Annotated in this window: 13 protein-coding genes; 4 read left to right on the top strand and 9 right to left on the bottom strand. The window is 68.4% G+C overall.

What is annotated here, in order from left to right:
* The first annotated feature begins 12 nt into the window (after positions 1-12).
* Both VF106_RS14055 and VF106_RS14050 read left to right on the top strand, forming a co-directional pair.
* The gene (locus VF106_RS14055) at positions 13-627 is read left to right on the top strand and encodes a GNAT family N-acetyltransferase (RefSeq protein ID WP_330840114.1); all 615 of its coding nucleotides are present in this window, start codon (positions 13-15) and stop codon (positions 625-627) included.
* Complete coding sequence (locus VF106_RS14050) at positions 624-1,469, top strand: alpha/beta hydrolase (protein ID WP_330840113.1); 846 nt, start codon at positions 624-626, stop codon at positions 1,467-1,469. Before VF106_RS14055 ends, VF106_RS14050 begins: the two co-directional genes overlap by 4 nt.
* Before the next feature lie 194 nt (positions 1,470-1,663).
* Here the strand turns inward: VF106_RS14050 and VF106_RS14045 are convergent, their stop codons facing one another.
* The 8 genes from VF106_RS14045 to VF106_RS14010 form a co-directional block, all read right to left on the bottom strand.
* Positions 1,664-4,465, bottom strand: coding sequence for a beta-galactosidase (locus tag VF106_RS14045; RefSeq protein WP_330840112.1), 2,802 nt, complete (start codon positions 4,463-4,465; stop codon positions 1,664-1,666).
* Positions 4,462-5,184 carry a GH12 family glycosyl hydrolase domain-containing protein gene (locus tag VF106_RS14040; protein WP_330840111.1) on the bottom strand — a complete coding sequence of 241 codons (723 nt, stop codon included), beginning with the start codon at positions 5,182-5,184 and terminating at the stop codon, positions 4,462-4,464. The genes VF106_RS14045 and VF106_RS14040 overlap by 4 nt, the downstream gene beginning before the upstream one ends.
* Positions 5,185-5,241: 57 nt before the next feature.
* Positions 5,242-8,199 carry a glycoside hydrolase family 3 protein gene (locus tag VF106_RS14035; RefSeq protein ID WP_330840110.1) on the bottom strand — a complete coding sequence of 986 codons (2,958 nt, stop codon included), beginning with the start codon at positions 8,197-8,199 and terminating at the stop codon, positions 5,242-5,244.
* On the bottom strand, positions 8,196-10,466 hold the full coding sequence (gene yicI, locus VF106_RS14030) for an alpha-xylosidase (RefSeq protein WP_330840109.1): 2,271 nt from the start codon (positions 10,464-10,466) through the stop codon (positions 8,196-8,198). Before yicI ends, VF106_RS14035 begins: the two co-directional genes overlap by 4 nt.
* Positions 10,463-11,275: a carbohydrate ABC transporter permease gene (locus VF106_RS14025; RefSeq protein ID WP_330840108.1), complete on the bottom strand. Its 813-nt coding sequence runs from the start codon at positions 11,273-11,275 to the stop codon at positions 10,463-10,465. The genes yicI and VF106_RS14025 overlap by 4 nt, the downstream gene beginning before the upstream one ends.
* Positions 11,272-12,255 (bottom strand): carbohydrate ABC transporter permease, encoded by a 984-nt coding sequence (locus tag VF106_RS14020; RefSeq protein ID WP_330840107.1) that lies wholly within the window; start codon positions 12,253-12,255, stop codon positions 11,272-11,274. The genes VF106_RS14025 and VF106_RS14020 overlap by 4 nt, the downstream gene beginning before the upstream one ends.
* Before the next feature lie 609 nt (positions 12,256-12,864).
* On the bottom strand, positions 12,865-14,154 hold the full coding sequence (locus VF106_RS14015; protein ID WP_330840106.1) for an ABC transporter substrate-binding protein: 1,290 nt from the start codon (positions 14,152-14,154) through the stop codon (positions 12,865-12,867).
* Positions 14,155-14,244: 90 nt separating this feature from the next.
* On the bottom strand, positions 14,245-15,249 hold the full coding sequence (locus tag VF106_RS14010) for a LacI family DNA-binding transcriptional regulator (RefSeq protein WP_330840105.1): 1,005 nt from the start codon (positions 15,247-15,249) through the stop codon (positions 14,245-14,247).
* Between the two features lie 129 nt (positions 15,250-15,378).
* Between VF106_RS14010 and VF106_RS14005 the strand changes: the two genes are divergently transcribed.
* Positions 15,379-16,896, top strand: a complete 1,518-nt coding sequence (locus VF106_RS14005; protein ID WP_330840104.1) for a glycoside hydrolase family 13 protein — start codon at positions 15,379-15,381, stop codon at positions 16,894-16,896.
* Positions 16,893-17,894, top strand: coding sequence for a LacI family DNA-binding transcriptional regulator (locus VF106_RS14000; protein WP_330840103.1), 1,002 nt, complete (start codon positions 16,893-16,895; stop codon positions 17,892-17,894). Before VF106_RS14005 ends, VF106_RS14000 begins: the two co-directional genes overlap by 4 nt.
* Here VF106_RS14000 and VF106_RS13995 read toward each other — a convergent pair.
* On the bottom strand, positions 17,875-19,044 hold the full coding sequence (locus tag VF106_RS13995) for an LLM class flavin-dependent oxidoreductase (RefSeq protein WP_330840102.1): 1,170 nt from the start codon (positions 19,042-19,044) through the stop codon (positions 17,875-17,877). The genes VF106_RS14000 and VF106_RS13995 overlap by 20 nt on opposite strands.
* Between the last annotated feature and the right edge of the window lie 73 nt (positions 19,045-19,117).

Genomic DNA, 19,117 nt, shown 5'->3' with positions numbered 1-19,117 from the left:
TACGGTGTACGCATGGCAGTTGATACACCGTACGCACCACTGCGGCAGGCTGGTGAGGCCGACCAGCAGGCAGTGGTGGACGTCCTGACCGAGGCGTTCACGGACGATCCCGTCGTCCGCTGGCTCTTCCCCGGGCTGGCCGAACGCGGTCGCCTGCAGGAGCGCTACTACCGCGCCTTGATCACCCGGCCCACCGTCGAGACCTACCTCGTGGGCGACCGCGACGGCGCGGCCGTGTGGCTGACGGTGGCCGCGGGCGAGACGCCCCACGAGGAACACCCCGACGTGGACCTGACCGCGATCTTCGGCGAGGGCGGCGCGCGGCTGCGGGCCCTGGGGCAGGCGTTGGCCGGGCGCTATCCCGATCGCGAACCGCACCGGTACCTGTCGTGCATGGGGGTGGTCGGCGCGCGGCAGGGCGCCGGACTCGGCTCGGCGATGTTGCGCCACGGGCTGACGCGAGCAGAAGGCCTCCCCGTGTACCTGGAAGCCAGTTCACCCCGAAGCCGCGCCCTCTATGCGCGGCACGGCTTCGAGGACCTCGGCGAACCGGTTCAGGTCGCGGACAGCCCGCTCCTGTGGCCGATGTGGCACCGACCCGAAACACAAGGAAAGGAAACCCGATGACAACCATCGTTTTCGTGCACGGCACCAACTCCTCGTCGTTCTGGTGCTCGAAGCTGATCAGCGAGCTCACCCTGCGCGGGCACCGCGCCGTGGCCGTCGACCTGCCGGGACACGGTGACGAGGGGTTCTTCCCCCGCGCCTACCAGGCCCCACAGGACCTCGATGCGCTGGCGACCGAACCGTCGCCACTGGCCAAGCTCACCATCGACGACTACGTCGAGCGCGTCGTGGACGTGGTGCGTCGCGCCCGCCGGCACGGGCCCGTCATCCTGGCCGGCGCCAGCCAGGGCGGCGTCACCCTCAGCAGGGTCGGCAACGCCATCCCCGAACTGCTGGATCGGGTCGTCTACCTGGCCGCGTACTGCTGTGTGGACCTGCCCAACCTGGCCGCCTACCTCGAGACGCCGGAGAACAGCGAGAGCCTGCTGCCCCTGGTACTCGCGGCACAGGTGGCCGATCCGGCGACCCTGGGCGTGACCCGGCTCAACTGGCGCTCGGCCGAACCCGTGGTGTTCAACGGTGTCAAGGAATGTCTCGCCGGCGACTTCAGCGACGAGGCGGTGAGCCGGCTGCTGAACATGCTGGAGCCGGACGAACCGGCCAGCATTCCGCTCGCCGATGCCCGTGGCGAAGCGGGGACCTGGGGCCGGATTCCCCGGACGTACGTGCGTTTCACCCTGGACCGGCTGATCCCGCTGGCACTGCAGGACCGGTTCATCGCCGAGGCCGACCGGCTCACCCCGGACAACCCGACGGACGTGCGCAGCGTTGCCGCACCCCACGCCGGCCCCTTCGGCCGACCCGACGTGGTCGAGATCCTCGCCGAACTAGCCAGCTGCTGAGCCGGTGTCCTGAACGACGCGATCGGGACGTTCAACGACACGAGCGCGTCTTTCGAGACATCGCCCCGCACCCGCAGAACCACGTGCGGTCAGCGTCTTTCACAGTACGGACAGCGAGACTCGGCCGGCACCGGCGCTGGAGCCGAAAGAGGTGATCCCGCGCCCGGGACCGGTCGGGCGCGGGACCACGTCTCTCAGACGCCGCCTCGGTGGTTGCCCAGCGGTACCAGGCTCACCGGGCCAAGCGACGACGTGCCGTCGAGTGCGACCACCGCGAGCGCGAGCGAGTTCTTGCCGTGCTCACGCAGGATTCCGCGCGGCAGCACGAACTCCCGCTGTGGCCCCAGATCCGCCGTGAACTGGCCCATCTGCCACCCGTTCACGAAGATCAGCACCCGGTAGGCGCCCGTGCCGTCGAACCGCAGTCCAACTGGGACGTCCTGTCCCTTCGGCAGGTCCAGTGCGAACTCGGTGCGGTACCAGGTCACGCCGGCTGGCAGGGACGACGGCGGTCTGCTCCAGCCCTGTGTCGAGGCGTTCGGGAGGTGCCAGCCCGCCCGTTCGCCGTGCAGGCCGCCGTTGTTCAGCGGGCCACGCACCGGATCGGGCACGTTGCCCCGCAGCCGCCAGGTCACGGGCGCTGTCGAGCCGACCAGCGACGCGCCGACGAGGCCGCGTGGTTGCTTGAACCTGTTGTCGTCCGCGGTCCAGTCGTCGTTGTGGCCCATGTTGCCCACGAGCACGGACAGCACGGCCGGTGTGCCGGGTGCCAGCCGTGGCAACGTGAACGTGCCGGGACCCGGCCTCGGGTTGACCGGCGCGTCCGCGTCGGCCTGCGTGCCGCCCCGGGCCCAGCCGAGGTACTGGCCGTTCAACCACACCTGGTAAACGCCGTTCTTGCCCGTGATGGCGTTCAGCTCCACGGCCGTCTCCGCGCCCGTCGCCGTGAAGTGGCCCTGATACCACACGTGCCCGTAGTCGTAGCCGTAGTCGCCGGCGAACAGCACGGGCTGGGTCACCGGCTGGAACGGACTCTGCGAGGTCTGGTGCGACGCCACCGTCCACTTCGCATCGTTGACCACAGTGGACTCGGTACGCGTCTGCCAGCCCTTCAACGCGGGCAGTCGCACGTCCGAGGGGCCTCGCACCGTGCCGGCCAGCGAGCCGCTCGGCGTGGTGTGGACCGGTATCCGTGTCGAGCCCACGACCAGCATCTTGGCCGGGGCGAACACCTCGATGTCCTCGGTGGCCGCCACATCCGCCCGCAGCGAGACGGTCGAGCCGGACACGTGCGCCGACCGCACCAGCGACGTGCCACGCACGAGCACCGGACCCGACGGCGTCTCCGCGCGCCAGAAGTTGGCCGCCTCCTCGTCCGTGCCCAGCAGGAGCAACAGCGGCGGCCGGCCGCCACCGGTGATCAGCACCCGCGCCAGCCCGTGGTGCTCGTAGTGCATCCGCAGGTCACCGTTCACATAGGACGGGTGCACGTGACCCTCCAGCACCTGCACGGTCGGCTCCGAGTCGTACCGCAGCACCGACCATCCCTCGGAACCTTCGCGCCCGTACAGCAACGCGACGTCCCGGCCCCCGATCCGCGCGTGCGTCATGATCTCCGAGGTCGAGTACACGAGCCGTTGGCCGCCCATGTCGTACCCGGCGACCAGCACCTTCGCGTCTCGCCCGTTCAGCGACACCGGCACGAAGTACCGGCCGTCCGGCGTCGACCAGTCCAGGAAGGACCAGTCCTCCGTGGTGGCTGCCCGGTCGGTGTGCCGCAGGAGAACGAACTGCGTGCCCGTGTCCGGGTTCGCCCGCGCCACGGTCGTGAGCGCGGGGCTCTGGGACGGTGGTGCCGGCGCCGCGTCGGTCTTCCGCAGCGGTGCGACCGCCTGCGTGAAGTAGCCCTGCCGCTTGAACTCGTCGTACTTCCCGGTGAGCTGCCGCGACTCGGTGATCGCGGCGCCGTAGTCGTAGGAGGTGTAGACGTCGTTCGGCTGGCCGAGCCAACCCCAGTTCGTGCCGCCGTAGGCCATGTAGAACCCGAACATGGTGGCGCCGCTCTGGATGAGGTTGTTCTTGTAGAAGTACTTCATGAAGCTCGTGCCGGTCAGGTCCTCCCGGCACGCGTCGTACCCGGCACGGTTCAGGTCGATAGAGCCCGCCTGGTACTCGGCCGCGTACACCGGCGCGGTGTCGTTGAGCCGTTCCGTGACGCCCTCACCCCACGGTCCCCACACGCCTTCCGTCTGGCACTCGAAGGACTGCGGGTAGTCGTCGACCCCGGGGATCTCGACCGCGCCCAGGCCGGACGCCCACGTCGGCGTCCAGGACGCGTCACAGCACTGGTTGTGCGTGATCGGCACGTCGATGCCGGCCGCCCGCGCGGTGTCCTGCAGGTCCTGCATGTACTGCGCGTCGGTGTTGGCGGCGTACTCGTTCTCCACGTTGTACGCGATCACCGAGCCACCGCGGGTGATCTGGTGGCGGGCGATGATCGGGTTGATGTGCCCCAACCACTCCCGGTACGCCGCCGTGTAGCCGGGGTCGCTGGACCGCGCCCGGCCGGGCACCTGCTTGAGCCAGGCGGGGAAGCCGCCACCGCTGGTCTCCGCGTTGATGTACGGGCCGGGCCGGACCACCACGTACATCCCGAGTTCCTCGGTCAGCCGCAGCAGCCGGTCCACGTCCCGCACACCAGAGAAGTCGTACCGGCCGGGTGCCGGCGAGTGGTAGGCCCAGCTGAAGTACAGCGAGACCCCGTTGAAACCGGCCGCGCGGATCTTCTCCAGCACGTCCCGCCACAGCTCCTGGCTCGGCAGCCGGAAGTAGTGGAACTCGCCGCCCCACAGGAAGACCCGCTGGCCGTCCACGGACATCGAGTACCGGTCGTAGGTCACGGTGTGTCTCGGTGCGGCCGTGGCCGGCGCCGCCACGGGCGCCGCGAGCGCGGCGGCCAGGACGGCCGCCGCGACCGCGATCACTAAACGCCTCATCTGACGTCCGCCGTGTAGGCGTCGGTGTCCAGTTGGCCGTTGCCCACGAACACCTCGGTACCCGCCTGGATGCTCGACAGGACCTTGGTGTTGGCCACCCAACCTCGGCTGACGAGGTTGTTCAGGAAGTCCTGCAGGTGCAGGGTCGCCGAGGTGGTGTTGGACCGCCGGACGAACGAGAAGACGTTCCAGCCGATGTTGCCCCGGTAGAGGTCCCAGCTGGTGCCGGCGATGGTCACCGTCCCCTGGAGTGTCCCCAGTGGACCGGCGCCACCCGACCGGTACAGCCAGATCATGACCTCGTCGGTCGGGTTCTCCCAGTCCGGGTTGGGGGCGTTGTTGTGCAGCCACAGGTCGTACGCGACGTTCATGGTGCCCGAGCCGGAGACCCGGAAGCGCCAGTCGGTGAAGAAGTCACGACCCGCGTTGAGCCGGACGGGCAGCTCGTGGCCGCTCGTCTTCCAGCCCCAGTGCCAGCCGAGCACGCTGCTGGTGTAGGACTTCACCTGCGTGGGCGCGTTCGACCAACCCCAGCTGGTGCCCCAGTTGATGGTCGAGCCGGACGCGTTGTCCCACATGCACTGCCAACCCGAACCCTGGTCCTGGCCCCACAGGTTGTTGTTGAGCCAGTACTTGCCCAGGGTGATGGTCCCGAACGCGGTGCAGGTGTTGGCCGCGTGGGCCGGCTGGGCCGGCACCACGACGGCGGTTGCGGTCAAGAGCGCTGTAAGCAGGGTTTTCCAGCGCTTCATTGGGCTGATCCCTTCTGTGCGTTTTTATCTCAGTTGGAACGTGTCGACGCGCAGGTCACCCGTGAACACGAGGAACACGGTGTGCCGCCCGTCGGCGCCTCGCAGTGGCGTCGAAACATTGGTGTAGGTGTACTTGTCGGCAGTGCCACCGAACGTGGCCGTGCCGGCGAGCGGTCCCGTCGGGCTGTCAAGGCGGACCTCGATCGTGCCGGCGCCGCCGGCGACCCGTGCGGTGAACGTCTTCGCCTGGCACAGCTTCGTGTCCTTGAAGGACACCCAGTCACCCGTCGAGGCGCCGACCGCGTCGCCGCGCACCTTCGACAGGTCCACCAGGTCCACGCCGGCGTAGTCGTCGAAGTCGATCGCCCGCGTGGACCGCGACAGGTCGCGCGGCGGGATCGTCTCACCCGCGACGCTCACCGAGGCCCGCTGCCGGATGTCCGAAGAGGACGCGCCGACCAGCAGGTCGTACGTGCTGGTCTCGACCACCCACTTGTTGCGGGTGACGTCCCAGTGTGCGAGGTCGGCGACCGGCACGCGCAGCGTCACGGTCTTCGTCTCGCCGGCGCGCAGGTGCACACGGTCGAACGCCCGCAGCGCCTTGTTCGGCTGCGGGTCGCGCGAGGACCGCTGGTGCGTGTACAGCTGCACCACCTCGTCGCCGGCCCGGCGGGAGGTGTTGGTGACGGGCACCTTCACCTCGATCGTGCCGCGCTTCTGCGTGACCTTCGGCGTGCCGTACCGGAACGTGCTGTAGGACAGGCCGTGCCCGAACGCGTACAGCGGGGTGCCGTCGAAGTACTGGTACGTGCGGTCGGTCTTGATGATGTCGTACTCGAGGATGCTCGGCAGGTCCGCGTCGGACCGGTACCAGGTCTGCGTGAGCCGCCCGGCCGGGTTGACGTCACCGAACAGCACGTCCGCGATGGCGTGCCCGGTCTCCTGCCCGGCGTGCGTGGTCCACAGGATCGCCGGGACGTTCTGCTGCTCCCACGTGAGCGTGGTCGGGTAGCTGTTCTCCACCACCACAACGGTGTTCGGGTTCGCCGCCCGCACGGACTTGATCAGCGCGGACTGGCTTTCCGCGAGTGCCGTCGTGGTCCGGTCGTGGTCCTCGCGGCCGTTGATGAACGGCATGCTGCCGACCACGACGACCGCCGCGTCGGCGCCGGTCACCGCGGCCACCGCGCTGTCGATGCCGCTGGTGATGGTTTCCATGGCGAACTTGGTCGCGCCCGCCGCGTCGGGGGAGCCGAGGATGACCCGGCCCTCCGGCGTCACGGTCAGGTAGTTGTTCGGGCCCTCCCAGTCGTTCGGGGTCTCGTAGCCGACGTACTTGACGACGACGGCGCCGTTCCCGGCGTCCTCGAGCGAGAACTGCTGGTGCACGAACCAGTCCCTGGGCTGCGGCGCCTGGTTCGCGAACGGGCTGAAGTGGTCGCCGAGGTTGACCCGCTCGACGTACTTGCCGTTGGCCGCGCTGCGCAAGGTCAGCACGCCCTGGCCCCAGTCGAACGCGTCGAACTGCTCGGCCACGCCCGCTGTCGTGCCGGACACGGCCAGCGGCGCACCGTCCACACCGGACCCTGCGGTGACGTACCGGCCGGAGGACAGCTCCCGCAACGCGATCCGGTCCACCGCCTCGTTGCCGGTGACCGGCACGCCGAGCCGCTCGGCGATCCCGGCCCTCGGCGTCACCTGGTAGGGCATCTTGCCGGAGTACCAGTCGGTGTAGAGCGTGTCGGCGAGCGGACCAACGACCGCGATCTTCTTCTTGGCCGGGGAGAGCGGCAGGGCGCCGTCGTTCTTCAGCAACACCGCGGCCTCGCCGGCCGCCTGACGGGCGAGTCGCTGGTTCGCCGGGGTGTTCACCGCGTCCATGGTGATTCCGGCGTACGGGCCGCCGTCCGGGTCGAACTCGCCGAGCCGGAAGCGGATCGACAGGATGTGCCGGACCGCGTTGTCCACGTCGGACTCGGCGAGCAGGCCCTGGGACAGCGCCGTCTTGATCGCGGTGACCGTCGGCGTGCCGTTGGTGTCGTCGACCGTGAAACTGTCCAAACCGGCCTTGATCGTGGCCGCGTCACCCTCCGCGAGCGTGGCGTAGTAGGCCTGGCCGCTGATCAGGTTGTTCGGCGCCCACGCGTCGGTGACGTTCAACAACGTCTGGTCGGTCCACGAGCGGACGACGTCGTTGTGGTCGGCGTGCGCGGTCATCGGCCGGCCGTTGACCAGGTTGTAGGACGCCATCACGCCGGTGGCCGCGTTGTTCGCGATCGCCGGTTTGAAGGCGAGCTCGTCGTACTCGTGCTTGACGCGCGGGCGCAGGTTCGACGAGGTGCGGTCGCGACGGACCTCGTTGTTGTTGGCCATGTAGTGCTTGAGCGTTGGCGCGGTCTTCAGGTAGTTGGGGTCGTCACCGCGCATGCCGCCCGCGTACGCCGTGGAGATCGCCCCGGTCAGGTACGGGTCCTCGGAGTAGCCCTCCTCGTTGCGGCCCCAGCGCGGGTCGCGCAGCAGGTTCACCACCGGTGCCCACAGGTTCAGGCTCCACACGTCCGAGTCGAGCGAGTTGTACCCGCGGGCCTCGGTGCCGACCACGTCGCCGACCTGCTGCATCAGGTCCGGGTTCCACGTCGAGCCGAGCCCGACCGCCTGCGGGAACACCGTCGCGGTCGCGGTGCGCACCTGGCCCGGGTTGGGGGTGGAGTTGACGTCGGTCGACCAGCCGAGGCCGTGCAGGCCCTCGGTGCCGGTCTTGAAGCGCTTGATGCCGAGCCGGGGGATGGCCGGCTGGTACTGGTGCAGCAGCGAGACCTTCTCGTCCAGCGTGAGCCGGCCGAGCAGGTCGTCGATCCGCTCTTCCAGCGGCAGGCTGGGATCGCGGAACGGGTAGTCCTGGGCCGATGCCGCCGGCACGGTGAGCAGGGAGCCGGTTAACGCGGCCAGCAGGGTCAGGGCAATGCGCGATCTGATTCTCATTGACGCTCCAAATCAACGGTGATGGAGGAGCCGGAAGCCGAAACTGGAGAAGAGTTGCCGAGCTGGACCCGCCAGTTGGCCGGCGGGTTGTCGACCGTGACGTGTACTTCGTTGCCACGGCGGGTGGTGGTGAACGTGGCTGCGACGTCCCCGCCGACCGTGGGGATCGTGGTGGTGACGCTCGCGCCGTCGGCGATGCCGTACACGCGAAGCGTGATGCCGTCGGCGTAGTCGTAGTCGGGCCGGCCGTCGACGGCGCCGACCGGGAGCACCGCGCCGGGCCGCACGAGCAGGGGAACGCTGGCGAACCCGTGCTCCTCGCGCACCCACCGGGGGCCGACGACGGTCTCGCCGGTCAGGTAGTGGGTCCACTCGCCGTCCGGCACGTAGTACTCGACCCTGCCGCCCTCGGAGAACACCGGCGCCACCAACAGGTCCGGGCCGAGCAGGTACTGCCGGTCGAGGTGCGTGCACGCGGGGTCGTCCGGGAACTCGACGACCATGGCCCGCATCACCGGGACTCCGTCCAGGTGCGCGACCCGCGCCGCCTGGTAGAGGTACGGCATCAGCGTGGCCTTGAGCTTCGTGAACGTCCGCAGCACGTCGACGGCCTCCTCGTCGAACGCCCACGGCACGCGGTAGGAGTAGTTGGCGTGCAACCGGCTGTGCGACGAGAGGAGTCCGAAGGCGATCCACCGCTTGAACAGCCAGGCCTCCGGCGTGCCCTCGAAACCGCCGATGTCATGGCTCCAGAACCCGAAGCCCGACATGGTGAGCGACAGCCCGCCCCGCAGCGTCTCCGCCATCGACTGCGGCGTGGACAGGTTGTCCCCACCCCAGTGCACCGGGAACTGTTGTGTGCCAACGGTCGCCGAACGGGCGAACACCACGGCGTCCCGCTCACCCCGCCGCTTGCGCAGCAGGTCGAACACGGTCTTGTTGTAGAGGTAGGTGTAGTAGTTGTGCATCTCCTCCGGGCCGGACCCGTCGAAGTACGTGACGTCGGTGGGAATCCGCTCGCCGAAGTCCGACTTGAAGCAGTCGACGCCCATGTCCAGCAACGCGTCCAGTTTGGACGCGTACCACTCACGTGCCTCCGGGTTGGTGAAGTCGACGATCGCCTGACCCGGCTGCCACAGGTCCCACTGCCACACGTCCCCGTTGGGACGGGTGAGGAAGTAGCCGCGTGCCTTGCCCTCCTCGAACAGCGCCGACCGCTGCGCGATGTACGGGTTGATCCACACGCACACCTTGAGCCCGCGTGCCTTCAGCCTGCCGAGCATGCCGCGTGGGTCCGGGAACACCTTGGGGTCCCACTCGAAGTCGCACCAGGACAGTTCCCGCATCCAGAAGCAGTCGAAGTGGAACACCGACAGCGGCAGGTCCCGCTCGGCCATGCCCTCGATGAACGAGGTGACGGTCTGCTCGTCGTAGTCGGTGTTGAACGACGTCGACAGCCACAGGCCGAACGACCACGCCGGCGGCAGCGCGGGCCGGCCGGTCAGCGCGGTGTACTTGGCGAGGATCTCCTTCGGCGACGGCCCGTAGATCACGAAGTACTGCATGGACTGTGCCTCGATGCTGAACTGCACCTTGGACACGTCCTCGGAGCCCACCTCGAACGACACCAGCCCGGGGTGGTTCACGAACACGCCGTAGCCCGCGTTCGTGAGGAAGAACGGCACGTTCTTGTACGCCTGCTCGGTGCACGTGCCACCGTCGGCGTTCCAGATGTCGATCGCCTGACCGTTCTTGGCGAACGGGCCGAACCGCTCACCCATGCCGTACACGGCGTCCCCGACGTTCAGCCCCAAGCGCTGCACCACGTGGTGTCCACCGTCCGGAGTGGACATGAAGGCGGTGTCCTTCTCGCCACCCGAGGCCAGCGTCCGCCCGTCCGCGACGAACTCGACCTGCCAGGGGGCCGCCCGTTTGATCCGCACCGACAGCGCCCCGGAGGCCAGTGCCGCGGCACGTTCGTCCACAGTGGTTTCGGCCGTGCTGCCCCCCGAGAACAGTTCGAAGGCCGGGACCTTCCTTGTGCTGCCGGTGTGATGCGTGAGCCGTACCCCGACGACGTCCGCCATCGGCGCGGTGAGATCGATGGTCAGCACCGCACCGCTCTGCAGGTCCCGCCGGCTGTGTACCGGATAGCTGGGGGCCAGTATGCGCAGGCCGTCCGGCGTGGCCGCGACGTCGAGCACCTCCACCGGATAGGTCGGGGTGACGCCCTTTTGCATCATCCAGTGCCCGTCCGTGAACTTCATTTCACTGCTCCCACCGCGATGCCCCGTGTCAGTGTCCGTTGGAAGATCAGGAAGAACACCACCGCCGGCACGATGCCGAGCAGCGCCGACGCGCTCTGCGAGGTGATGTCCATCAGTCGCTGGCCCTGGAGCACGCCGAGTGCCACCGGGACCGTCTGGTTGTCGTTGGAGATCAGCATGATCATCGGGATGAAGAACTCGTTCCACGTCCAGATGAAGAAGAACACCAGCAGCACCGACAGCGTCGGCCACGACAGTGGCACCACCACCCGCCACAGCACCTGCCACCGGTTCGCGCCGTCGATCCGTGCCGCCTCGATGATCTCCCTGGGGAAGGTGGAGAGCACCGACGACAGCAGGTAGACGCCGAACGCGCTCTGGATCGCGGTGAAGATGATGATCACCGCGAGCTTCGTGTCGTAGAGATCGACCTCCTTCGCGAGGAAGTAAAGCGGGTAGACCAGGGCCTCCTGCGGCATCAGGTTGGCGAGCAGGAAGACCGCGACGATCCACATGCGACCCTTGATGCGCCCGATGCCCAGCGCGTAGGCCATGAGGATCGACACCACGACCGCCAGCACCGCGACCGCTCCGGCGATCACCGTGCTGTTGAACAGCTTCTCGCCGAAGTCGACGCGCTCCCAGAAGTCGACGATGCCCCTGAGGTAGACCTGGCTGGGCAGGCCGAGCGGCCCGCGGGTGGTGTAGTCGTCCGGCGACTTGATCGCGTTCAGCACGATCAACACGAACGGCAACAGCGTGACGACGGCCAGGACGACCAACAGGCCGGTGACGAGGTTCTTTCTCACCGCTCCTCCCGGTTCTGCGCACGGAGGAACAGGAAGGAGAGCACGACGATGATCGCGGCCAGGACGGTCGCGATGGCCGCGCCGTAGCCGACGTTGGCCTTCTCGAAGAAGTTCTGGAACGAGAAGTACGCCGGCGTGAGCGTCGACCCACCGGGCCCACCCCGGGTGAGCACGAAGATCTTGTCGAAGGACTTCAACGCCGCGATGGTGCAGGTCAACAGAACGACGAAGATCTCCTGCCGGATCTGCGGCACGGTGATCGACCACATCCGCCGCCACCACGAGGCCCCGTCGAGCGCGGCCGCCTCGTACAGCTGGGGATCGACCCGCTGCAACCCGGCCATGAAGATCACCAGCGGGTAGCCGATCTGGATCCAGACGAGCACACCCATGACCGAGAGCAGTGCCGTGTTCTCGTCCCCGAGCCAGTTCTGCGCCCACGAGTCGAGCCCGACGAGCCGCAGGAACGCGTTCATCCCACCGAACTCGGGATGCAGGATCCAGGTCCACACGATGCCGGCGACGGCCGCGGGCAGCACCTGCGGCAGGTAGAAGGCCGCCCGAAGCGCCGTGGTGGTCCGCGGGTGCTTCTTGGAGACGACGTCGAACAATGCCGTGGCAAGCAGGAGCCCGAGGAAGGTCGGGACGACCGCCATCGCCAGGATGAGGGCCAGGTTGTTGCGGAACGAGAGCCAGAAGGTCTCGTCGGTGAGCAGCTTCTGGTACTGGTCGACCCCGGTCCACTCCGGATCCCCGACCCCCTGCCATTTCGTGAAGCTGATCCCGACGTTCATGACGACGGGCACCGCGATCACCGCGATGAACAGCAGCACCCCTGGCACGAGATAGGGGAGGTACCCGCCGCTCCGCTCCGCCGACCGCCCCATCCGTCGGGGCCGTGCGGGCGGCGGCGGAGAGGTGGTGACCCCACCGGCGGGTTCTACCGCCGGCGCGGCAGCGTCCTGATGCCGCAGGGTCATGACGACCCCGGCGGGCCTATGAAGGGAGCCTTCCTCACGCTGGAGAGCCTGTTGCTTTTCGGCTCCCGCGGGCCATCAAGATCAAGTTCGATCGGACGATACGCGGCCACGAACTGACCGCGCCGGACAATCGGCCGCAACCTGCCCCTAGGCCGGCGATCGCCCGAGTTGATCAAGACAGAATCGATCTTGGTCTTCAAAAAGCAACAGGCTCTGGAGGCGAGGAAGGACGCCTTCATCGCGTGGCCACGTCGACCGCACCATCTCGAGCCATCGCGCGAGGCCCGCTCCAGCAACTGTCGTCGCGCAGGATCAGGGCGAAGCCGGTCGGCGCACGAGTGTCCCATTCGCTCGGACTCGCCAGCGAAAGTTGTCCACAGGCCCCCGCGACCAGGGATTTTGTCCCCGCCGGTTGGTACGATGGCCTCGGGGTGGCCCCCCGGGTATGGGTGGGGGATGCCTACGCAACCATCTGTGTTGGCGTTGATCATGAAAGTTTTCCGTTGGTGTGAGGCGACTTCGGGGCCTTGAGCCCGGCGTCGGACAGTCCCGTGGGGTGGGTACGCGGCCTGCCGGCGGAGCTGTTCCACGCAGTTGGGGCCGGCACTGTCAGCCGCCCACGTTTGCGAGGTTTTCCTCGTACGGGCCGGCGAGTTCGTCGAGTGCCTCGTCCGGGGTGGCGGTGCCGTTGATCAGTTTCTGGGTGGCGGACACCAGTACGTCGTAGTAGCCGGGCACCGGCCAGTCCGGGTAGAAGGCGAGGCCGTCGCGGTCGGCGAGGGTCTGGTAGTTCTCGATCAGGGTCTTGCTCTTCGGGTCGGTGATGGCGGCCGGGTCGGCGGCCACGGGGATGCCGCCCGAGTTGCCCAGCAGGTTCTGGTTCGCCTGCTTCATCGTGATGTCGATGAAGTCGTATGCCAGGTCCTTCTTGGACGACTTCGTCGGCACCACCCACAGGTTGCCGCTCGAGCCGAGGGCCAGGTCACTGCCCGGGAACAGGAACGAGTCCCATTCGAAGTCCTTCACCGTGGACTGCACGCGGCCGTACCACCAGCTGCCCGACACCATCATCGGGAACTCGCCGCCCATGAACGCAAGGCCCATGCTCTCGGCGTCGACGCCGGCCGAGTCCTTCTTGACGTAGCCCTTGCTCACCCAGTCGGCGAAGGTCTGCGCGCCGTAGGTCCACGCCTCGTCGTGGAAGTCCACGTCACCGGTGTACTGCTGGAGGTTCGACACCCACTTGCTGTCCGCTTTGGACAGTGCGAGTTGGTAGAGCAGCTGCTGCGCCGGGTACTCCTTGCCGCCCATCGCGAGGGGAGTGACGCCGGCGGCCACGAACTTGTCCATGGCGGCCACGAAGGAGTCGAAGGACGTCGGCACCTCGACGCCGTGCTGTGCGAACAGATCCTTGTTGTAGTAGACCATCGTGTACTCGGCGTAGTTCGGGACGCCGAACCACTTGTCGCCGCCCATCACGCCGCGCTCGTCGTACTTGCACGTCGTCTGCAGGCTCTCACTCAGCAACTTGTCCCAGCCCCGCGAGGCCACCTCCGACGACATGTCCGTCAGCAGCCCCTGCTTGGAGAGCAGGCCCGCGGTCGCGTTCCCCTTGTTGTACTCCATGATGTCCGGTGCCTCGTCCGAGTTGAGCACCATCTGCGCGCTCTTCTGGATCTGCTCGAAACCCTTCTCCTCGAACTTCACCTTCACGCCGGGATGGGTGTCCTCGAACTCCTTGATCGCGGCCGCCCACGCCTTGCCCATCGCGCTGTCCGGGCCCTCGTAGTGCCACAGTCGTAGCTCGTTGGCGTTGTCGGCTGCGTCGTCGCCGCAGCCGGTGAGCACGGTCGCGGCGACCGCGAATACCGCGAGTAAGGCCTTTCCTGGCTTGAACATCGTTGTTCCCTTCCGGTCCTGTCGGGGAAAGTCGGTCCGTCGAATCGCTTCGACGACGTGGTTGCCGGATGCGGTGGAGTTGTGGGGGGATTACCTGGGGGAGCTGGTGGATGCTCTGGGGGTGAGACGTGGCGGGAGCAGGGTGGCGGCGGGCACCGACTGGCCATCGAGCTTGGCCATCAGCAGCGCGACCGCCTCCCGGCCGACCTCCTCGGCGGGGATCGCCACGGAGGTCAACGCGGGCATGGTGTGCTCGGCGAGCTCGTCCGGGCAGATCGCCACCACGGACAGATCGTCCGGAATGGACCGCCCGGCCTCGCGGAACGCCGACAGCAGCGGCCCGAGGACAGGTTCGTTGTGGACGACGACCGCGGTCAGGTCCGGGTGGTCGGCGAGCAGTTCCGCGGCGACCTTCTGCGCACCGGCCGCCGTGGCCTCACACGGGTGCACGCTGACCGCGACCCCGTGCCGCTCCGCGGCTTCGGTGAACCCGGCCGTCGTCCGGGTGGCGAAACCGGTCTCCCGCTCGTAGACCTCGGGCGGTGAACCGACGAGCGCGATCCTGCGATGTCCGAGCCCGGCCAGGTGGTCGACGCACGCCGCGCCGGCCGCAGTGAAGTCGAGGTCGATGCAGGTCAGGCCCTCGGTGTCGGCGGGGAAGCCGATCAGTACGACCGGCCGGTCGAGCTCGGCGAGCACCGGGATCCGGGGGTCGTGCAGCTCGACGTCCATGATGATCATCGCGTCCACGAGCGACGTGCCGGCGACGCGGCGCAGCCCCGCCTCGCCCTCGTTCTGGGTGAGCAGGAGCACGTCGTGGTCGTGCTCACGGGCGGAGGTGACGACCGACGTCGCGAACTGCATGATCACCGGCACGTGGATGCCGCTACGCAGCGGGATGACCAGGGCGACGACGTTGCTCCGGTTGCTGGCCAGCGCGCGCGCCCCCGCATGTGGCTGGTAGCCGAGCGCCTTGATGCTGGCGAGAACCCGCTCGCGGGTCTCCTGGGTGATGGAACGCTTGCCGCTGAGAACGTACGAGACGGTGCTGGGCGCCACCCCCGCGTGCCGCGCGACGTCCTCGATCTTGGCCACGTTGCCCACCCGTCGAATGAGTGTCGAATCGCTTCGACGCTGACTTCGACGCTGAATATAGGCACGCTCTCCGGGCCCGAGCAATGGTTGCGGCTTGCTGAAAACCGCTGCAACGTCTTTCATGAGGGTATGACTCAGGAGTGGTGGCGGGACGCCGTCGTCTACCAGGTGTACGTGCGGAGCTTCGCCGACAGCGACGGCGACGGGATCGGCGACCTGCCGGGCGTGCGGTCCCGGCTGCCGTACCTGGCCGACCTGGGCGTTGACGCGATCTGGCTCAACCCGTTCTACGCATCGCCGATGGCCGACGGCGGCTACGACGTGGCCGACTACCGCGCCGTCGACCCGATGTTCGGCTCGCTCGAGGACGCGGCCGGGCTGATCCACGACGCGCACGCCAACGGGCTGCGGGTGATCGTCGACATCGTCCCCAACCACTCCAGCGACCAGCACGCGTGGTTCCGCAAGGGACTGCGCGACCGCTACATCTTCCGCCCCGGCCGCGGCGCCGACGGCGAGCTGCCACCGAACGACTGGGAGTCGGTGTTCGGCGGGCCGGCGTGGACCAGGACGCCCGACGGGGACTGGTACCTGCACCTGTTCGCGCCGGAGCAACCCGACCTGAACTGGGAGAACCCGGACGTCCACGCCGAGTTCCTCGACATCCTGCGGTTCTGGCTCGATCTCGGCGCCGACGGGTTCCGGATCGACGTGGCGCACGGCATGGTGAAGGCGCCCGGCCTGCCGGATGTCGGCCACCCCAACCAGAACGAGTTGCTCGGCGAGGAACCGCTGCCGTACTTCGACCAGGACGGCGTGCACGAGATCTACCGGACCTGGCGCATGGTTCTCGACGAATACCCGGGCGACCGGATGGCCGTCGCGGAGGCGTGGGCGCCCAACGCCGAGCGCACGGCCCTGTACGTGCGGCCGGACGAGTTGCACCAGGCGTTCAACTTCCACTTCCTGAAGGCGAAGTGGTCGGCCTCGTCGTTCCGCACCGCGATCGAGGAGATGCTGGCGACGAAGGCGCCCGCGACGTGGGTGCTGTCGAACCACGACGTCCACCGGCACGTCACGCGGTACGGCGACGGTGAGGTCGGCACGCGCAGGGCACGGGCCGCGGCGTTGCTGCTGCTGGCGCTGCCGGGTTCCGCGTACGTGTACCAGGGCGAGGAACTGGGCCTTCCCGAGGTGCTGGACCTGCCGGACGAACTGCTGCAGGACCCGGTGTGGGAGCGTTCGGGCCACACCGATCGCGGCCGCGACGGGTGCCGGGTGCCGCTGCCGTGGGCGAGCGCGGGGCCGTCGCTCGGCTTCAGCTCCGGGGCGGGTTGGCTGCCGCAGCCCGAGGACTGGGCGAAGCTGTCCGTCGCGGAGCAGCAGACCGAGCCGGAGTCGATGTTCTCGTTGTACCGCGCGGTGTTGCGGTTGCGGCGGATGCTGTCGTTCGGCGAGTTCGAGTGGCTGGACCTTCCCGAGGACGTGCTGGGCTTCCGCCGTGGCACGTTCCACTGCGTGGTGAACCTCGGTACGGAACCGGTGCGGCTGACCGACGCCGGCCGGGTCCTGGTGGCGTCGGCTGACCACGGCGTCGACGACGGGGTGGTCACGTTGCCCCCGGACACCGCGATCTGGTGGTCGTGACCATCCGGCTCAGCGACATCGCCACGCGGGCAGGCGTCAGCGAGGCGACGGTGAGTCGTGTGCTCAACGGAAAGCCGGGCGTGTCACCCGCGACCCGCGAGGCCGTCGTGGCGGCGGTGGACAACCTCGGCTACGAGCGGCCGCCGCGGCTGCGGGAACGCGGCCACGGTCTCGTCGGCCTGATCACTCCGGACCTGACCAACCCGATCTTTCCCGCGCTGGCACAGGTGATCGAGCAGGTGCTGGCGTCCCACGGCTACACGCCGGTGCTGTGCACGCAGAGCCCCATCGGTGCGGGGGAGGACCAGCTCGTCGAACTACTCGTCGACCGGGGCGTCACGGGCATCGTCTTCGTGTCGGGCATGCACGCCGACACGACGGCGGACATGGGCCGGTACGTGAAGCTCGCCGGCCGGGGCGTCCCGTTCGTGATGATCAACGGCTACACCGAGCACGTGTCCGCGCCGTTCGTGTCCACCGACGACCGGGCCGCGGTGCGCCTGGCGGTGTCACACCTGGCCGCGCTGGGCCACGAACGCATCGGCCTCGCGGTGGGCCCGGAGCGGTTCGTCCCGGTCCGGCGCAAGGTCGAGAGCTTCCGTGCCGTTCTCCCCGACGGGATCGTGCAGCACACGCTGTTCACTGTGGAGGGTGGCGCGGCCGCGGCGTCGGCGTTGCTGGACAAGGAATGCACCGCCATCGTGTGCGGCAACGACCTGATGGCCTTCGGCGCGGTCCGTGCCGCTCGCGCACGCGGCAGGTCCGTGCCGGAGGACGTCTCGGTGGTGGGCTTCGACGACTCACCGCTGATCGTGTTCGCCGACCCACCGCTGACGACGCTGCGCCAACCGGTGGAGACGATCGGCCAGGCGGCGGTGGACGCGCTGCTGGAGGAGATGGCCGGCACGCCCGCTCCGCACGTGGAGTACATGTGCCAGCCGGAGCTGGTGGTGCGCGGCTCCACCGCGGTCGTCGGGGCTACGCGAACTCTCCGATGAGCTCGCCGACCAGGCGGATACTCTTCATCACCGCCTCGTGCGGTAGCCGGCCGACCTGGTGGAAGCACATCAGCCGGTCGATGCCCAGGTCGGCGTACGTCCGCAGCTTCTCGCGACACGTCCGCGGGCTGCCGACGATGAGGGAGTCCTGGTCGCGCAGGGCTTCGAAGATCTCCTCGTCGGAGACCGCCTCGCCATCGAGGATCCGGCCGATGCAGATCTGCGCGTGGTTGGGTGCCACCGCCGCGTCCGCGCGCAGGAAGTCGCCGGTGAGCCCGCCGCCATCGGGTGATTCCAGCATGGCCTGCTGCCGTGCCGCGGTTTCGAGGAAGTGTGCCTTCGCTTCGAAGAAAGTCAGCGCCTGCACGGTGTACCAGGCGGCGGCCGCGGCGGCGCCACCCGCGATCGCCTCAGCGTCGGTGTCCGCGCAGTGCACGAAGGTGAAGAACGCGATCTGGTCGTTGACGAACGCGCCGGCGGGCCGATCACACTGCCGCACCGCCGCGCGGTAGAGATCGACCAGCGCCTGGACCCGGGGCAGCGGTTCCCAGAGCGTCGTGCCGAGCACGCCGACCCCGCGCCGCCCAGCCTCCTCGAACGACGCGGGGCTGCTCGCCGCCTGCCACAGGGGCGGATGTGGCTTCTGGTACGGCTTCGGCGCGATCGGGGCGTCGTCGATCTCGTAGTACTCGTTGGCGCAGGAGAACCGCTCCTCCGTCCACATGCGCGGGACCATCTCGAACGCCACGGCGGTCTGATCGCGCGCGTCGTCCGGTTCGGTGCCGAACAGCCGCCACTCCGGGATGGTCGACTTCGTCAGCCCGAACTCCAGCCGGCCCCCGCTGAGGTGGTCGAGCATCGCCGCCCGCTCCGCGATCCGGATCGGGTGGTTGATGTGGCTCGGCGCGAGCACCGCCGAGTGCCCGAGCCGGATCCGCTTCGTCTGCTGGGAGATCGCCGTCAGGATCAGCTCGGGTGCCGAGGAAAGGCTGAACTCCTCCGCCCCGTGGTGCTCAACCTGCCACCAGCACCCGTACCCGAGCTCGTCGGCCAACCTGGCCTGTGCCAACGCCTGCGTGATCCGCTGGTGTTCGTGATCTTCCTGCCAGGGCTTGGGATCCTGGATCTCGTTGAAGACGTCGATCAGCACCTTCCCGATGCTAACCAGCCCGTAACCGCGCGAATACCGCCGCGACAGTGACCATCACTTGCGCAAGACGCCG

The organism is Actinophytocola sp. (assembly GCF_036378875.1).
GTDB lineage: Bacteria > Actinomycetota > Actinomycetes > Mycobacteriales > Pseudonocardiaceae > Actinophytocola.
The sequence above is the reverse complement of the archived record's forward strand: the minus strand, read 5'-3'. Positions and strand labels throughout refer to the sequence as shown.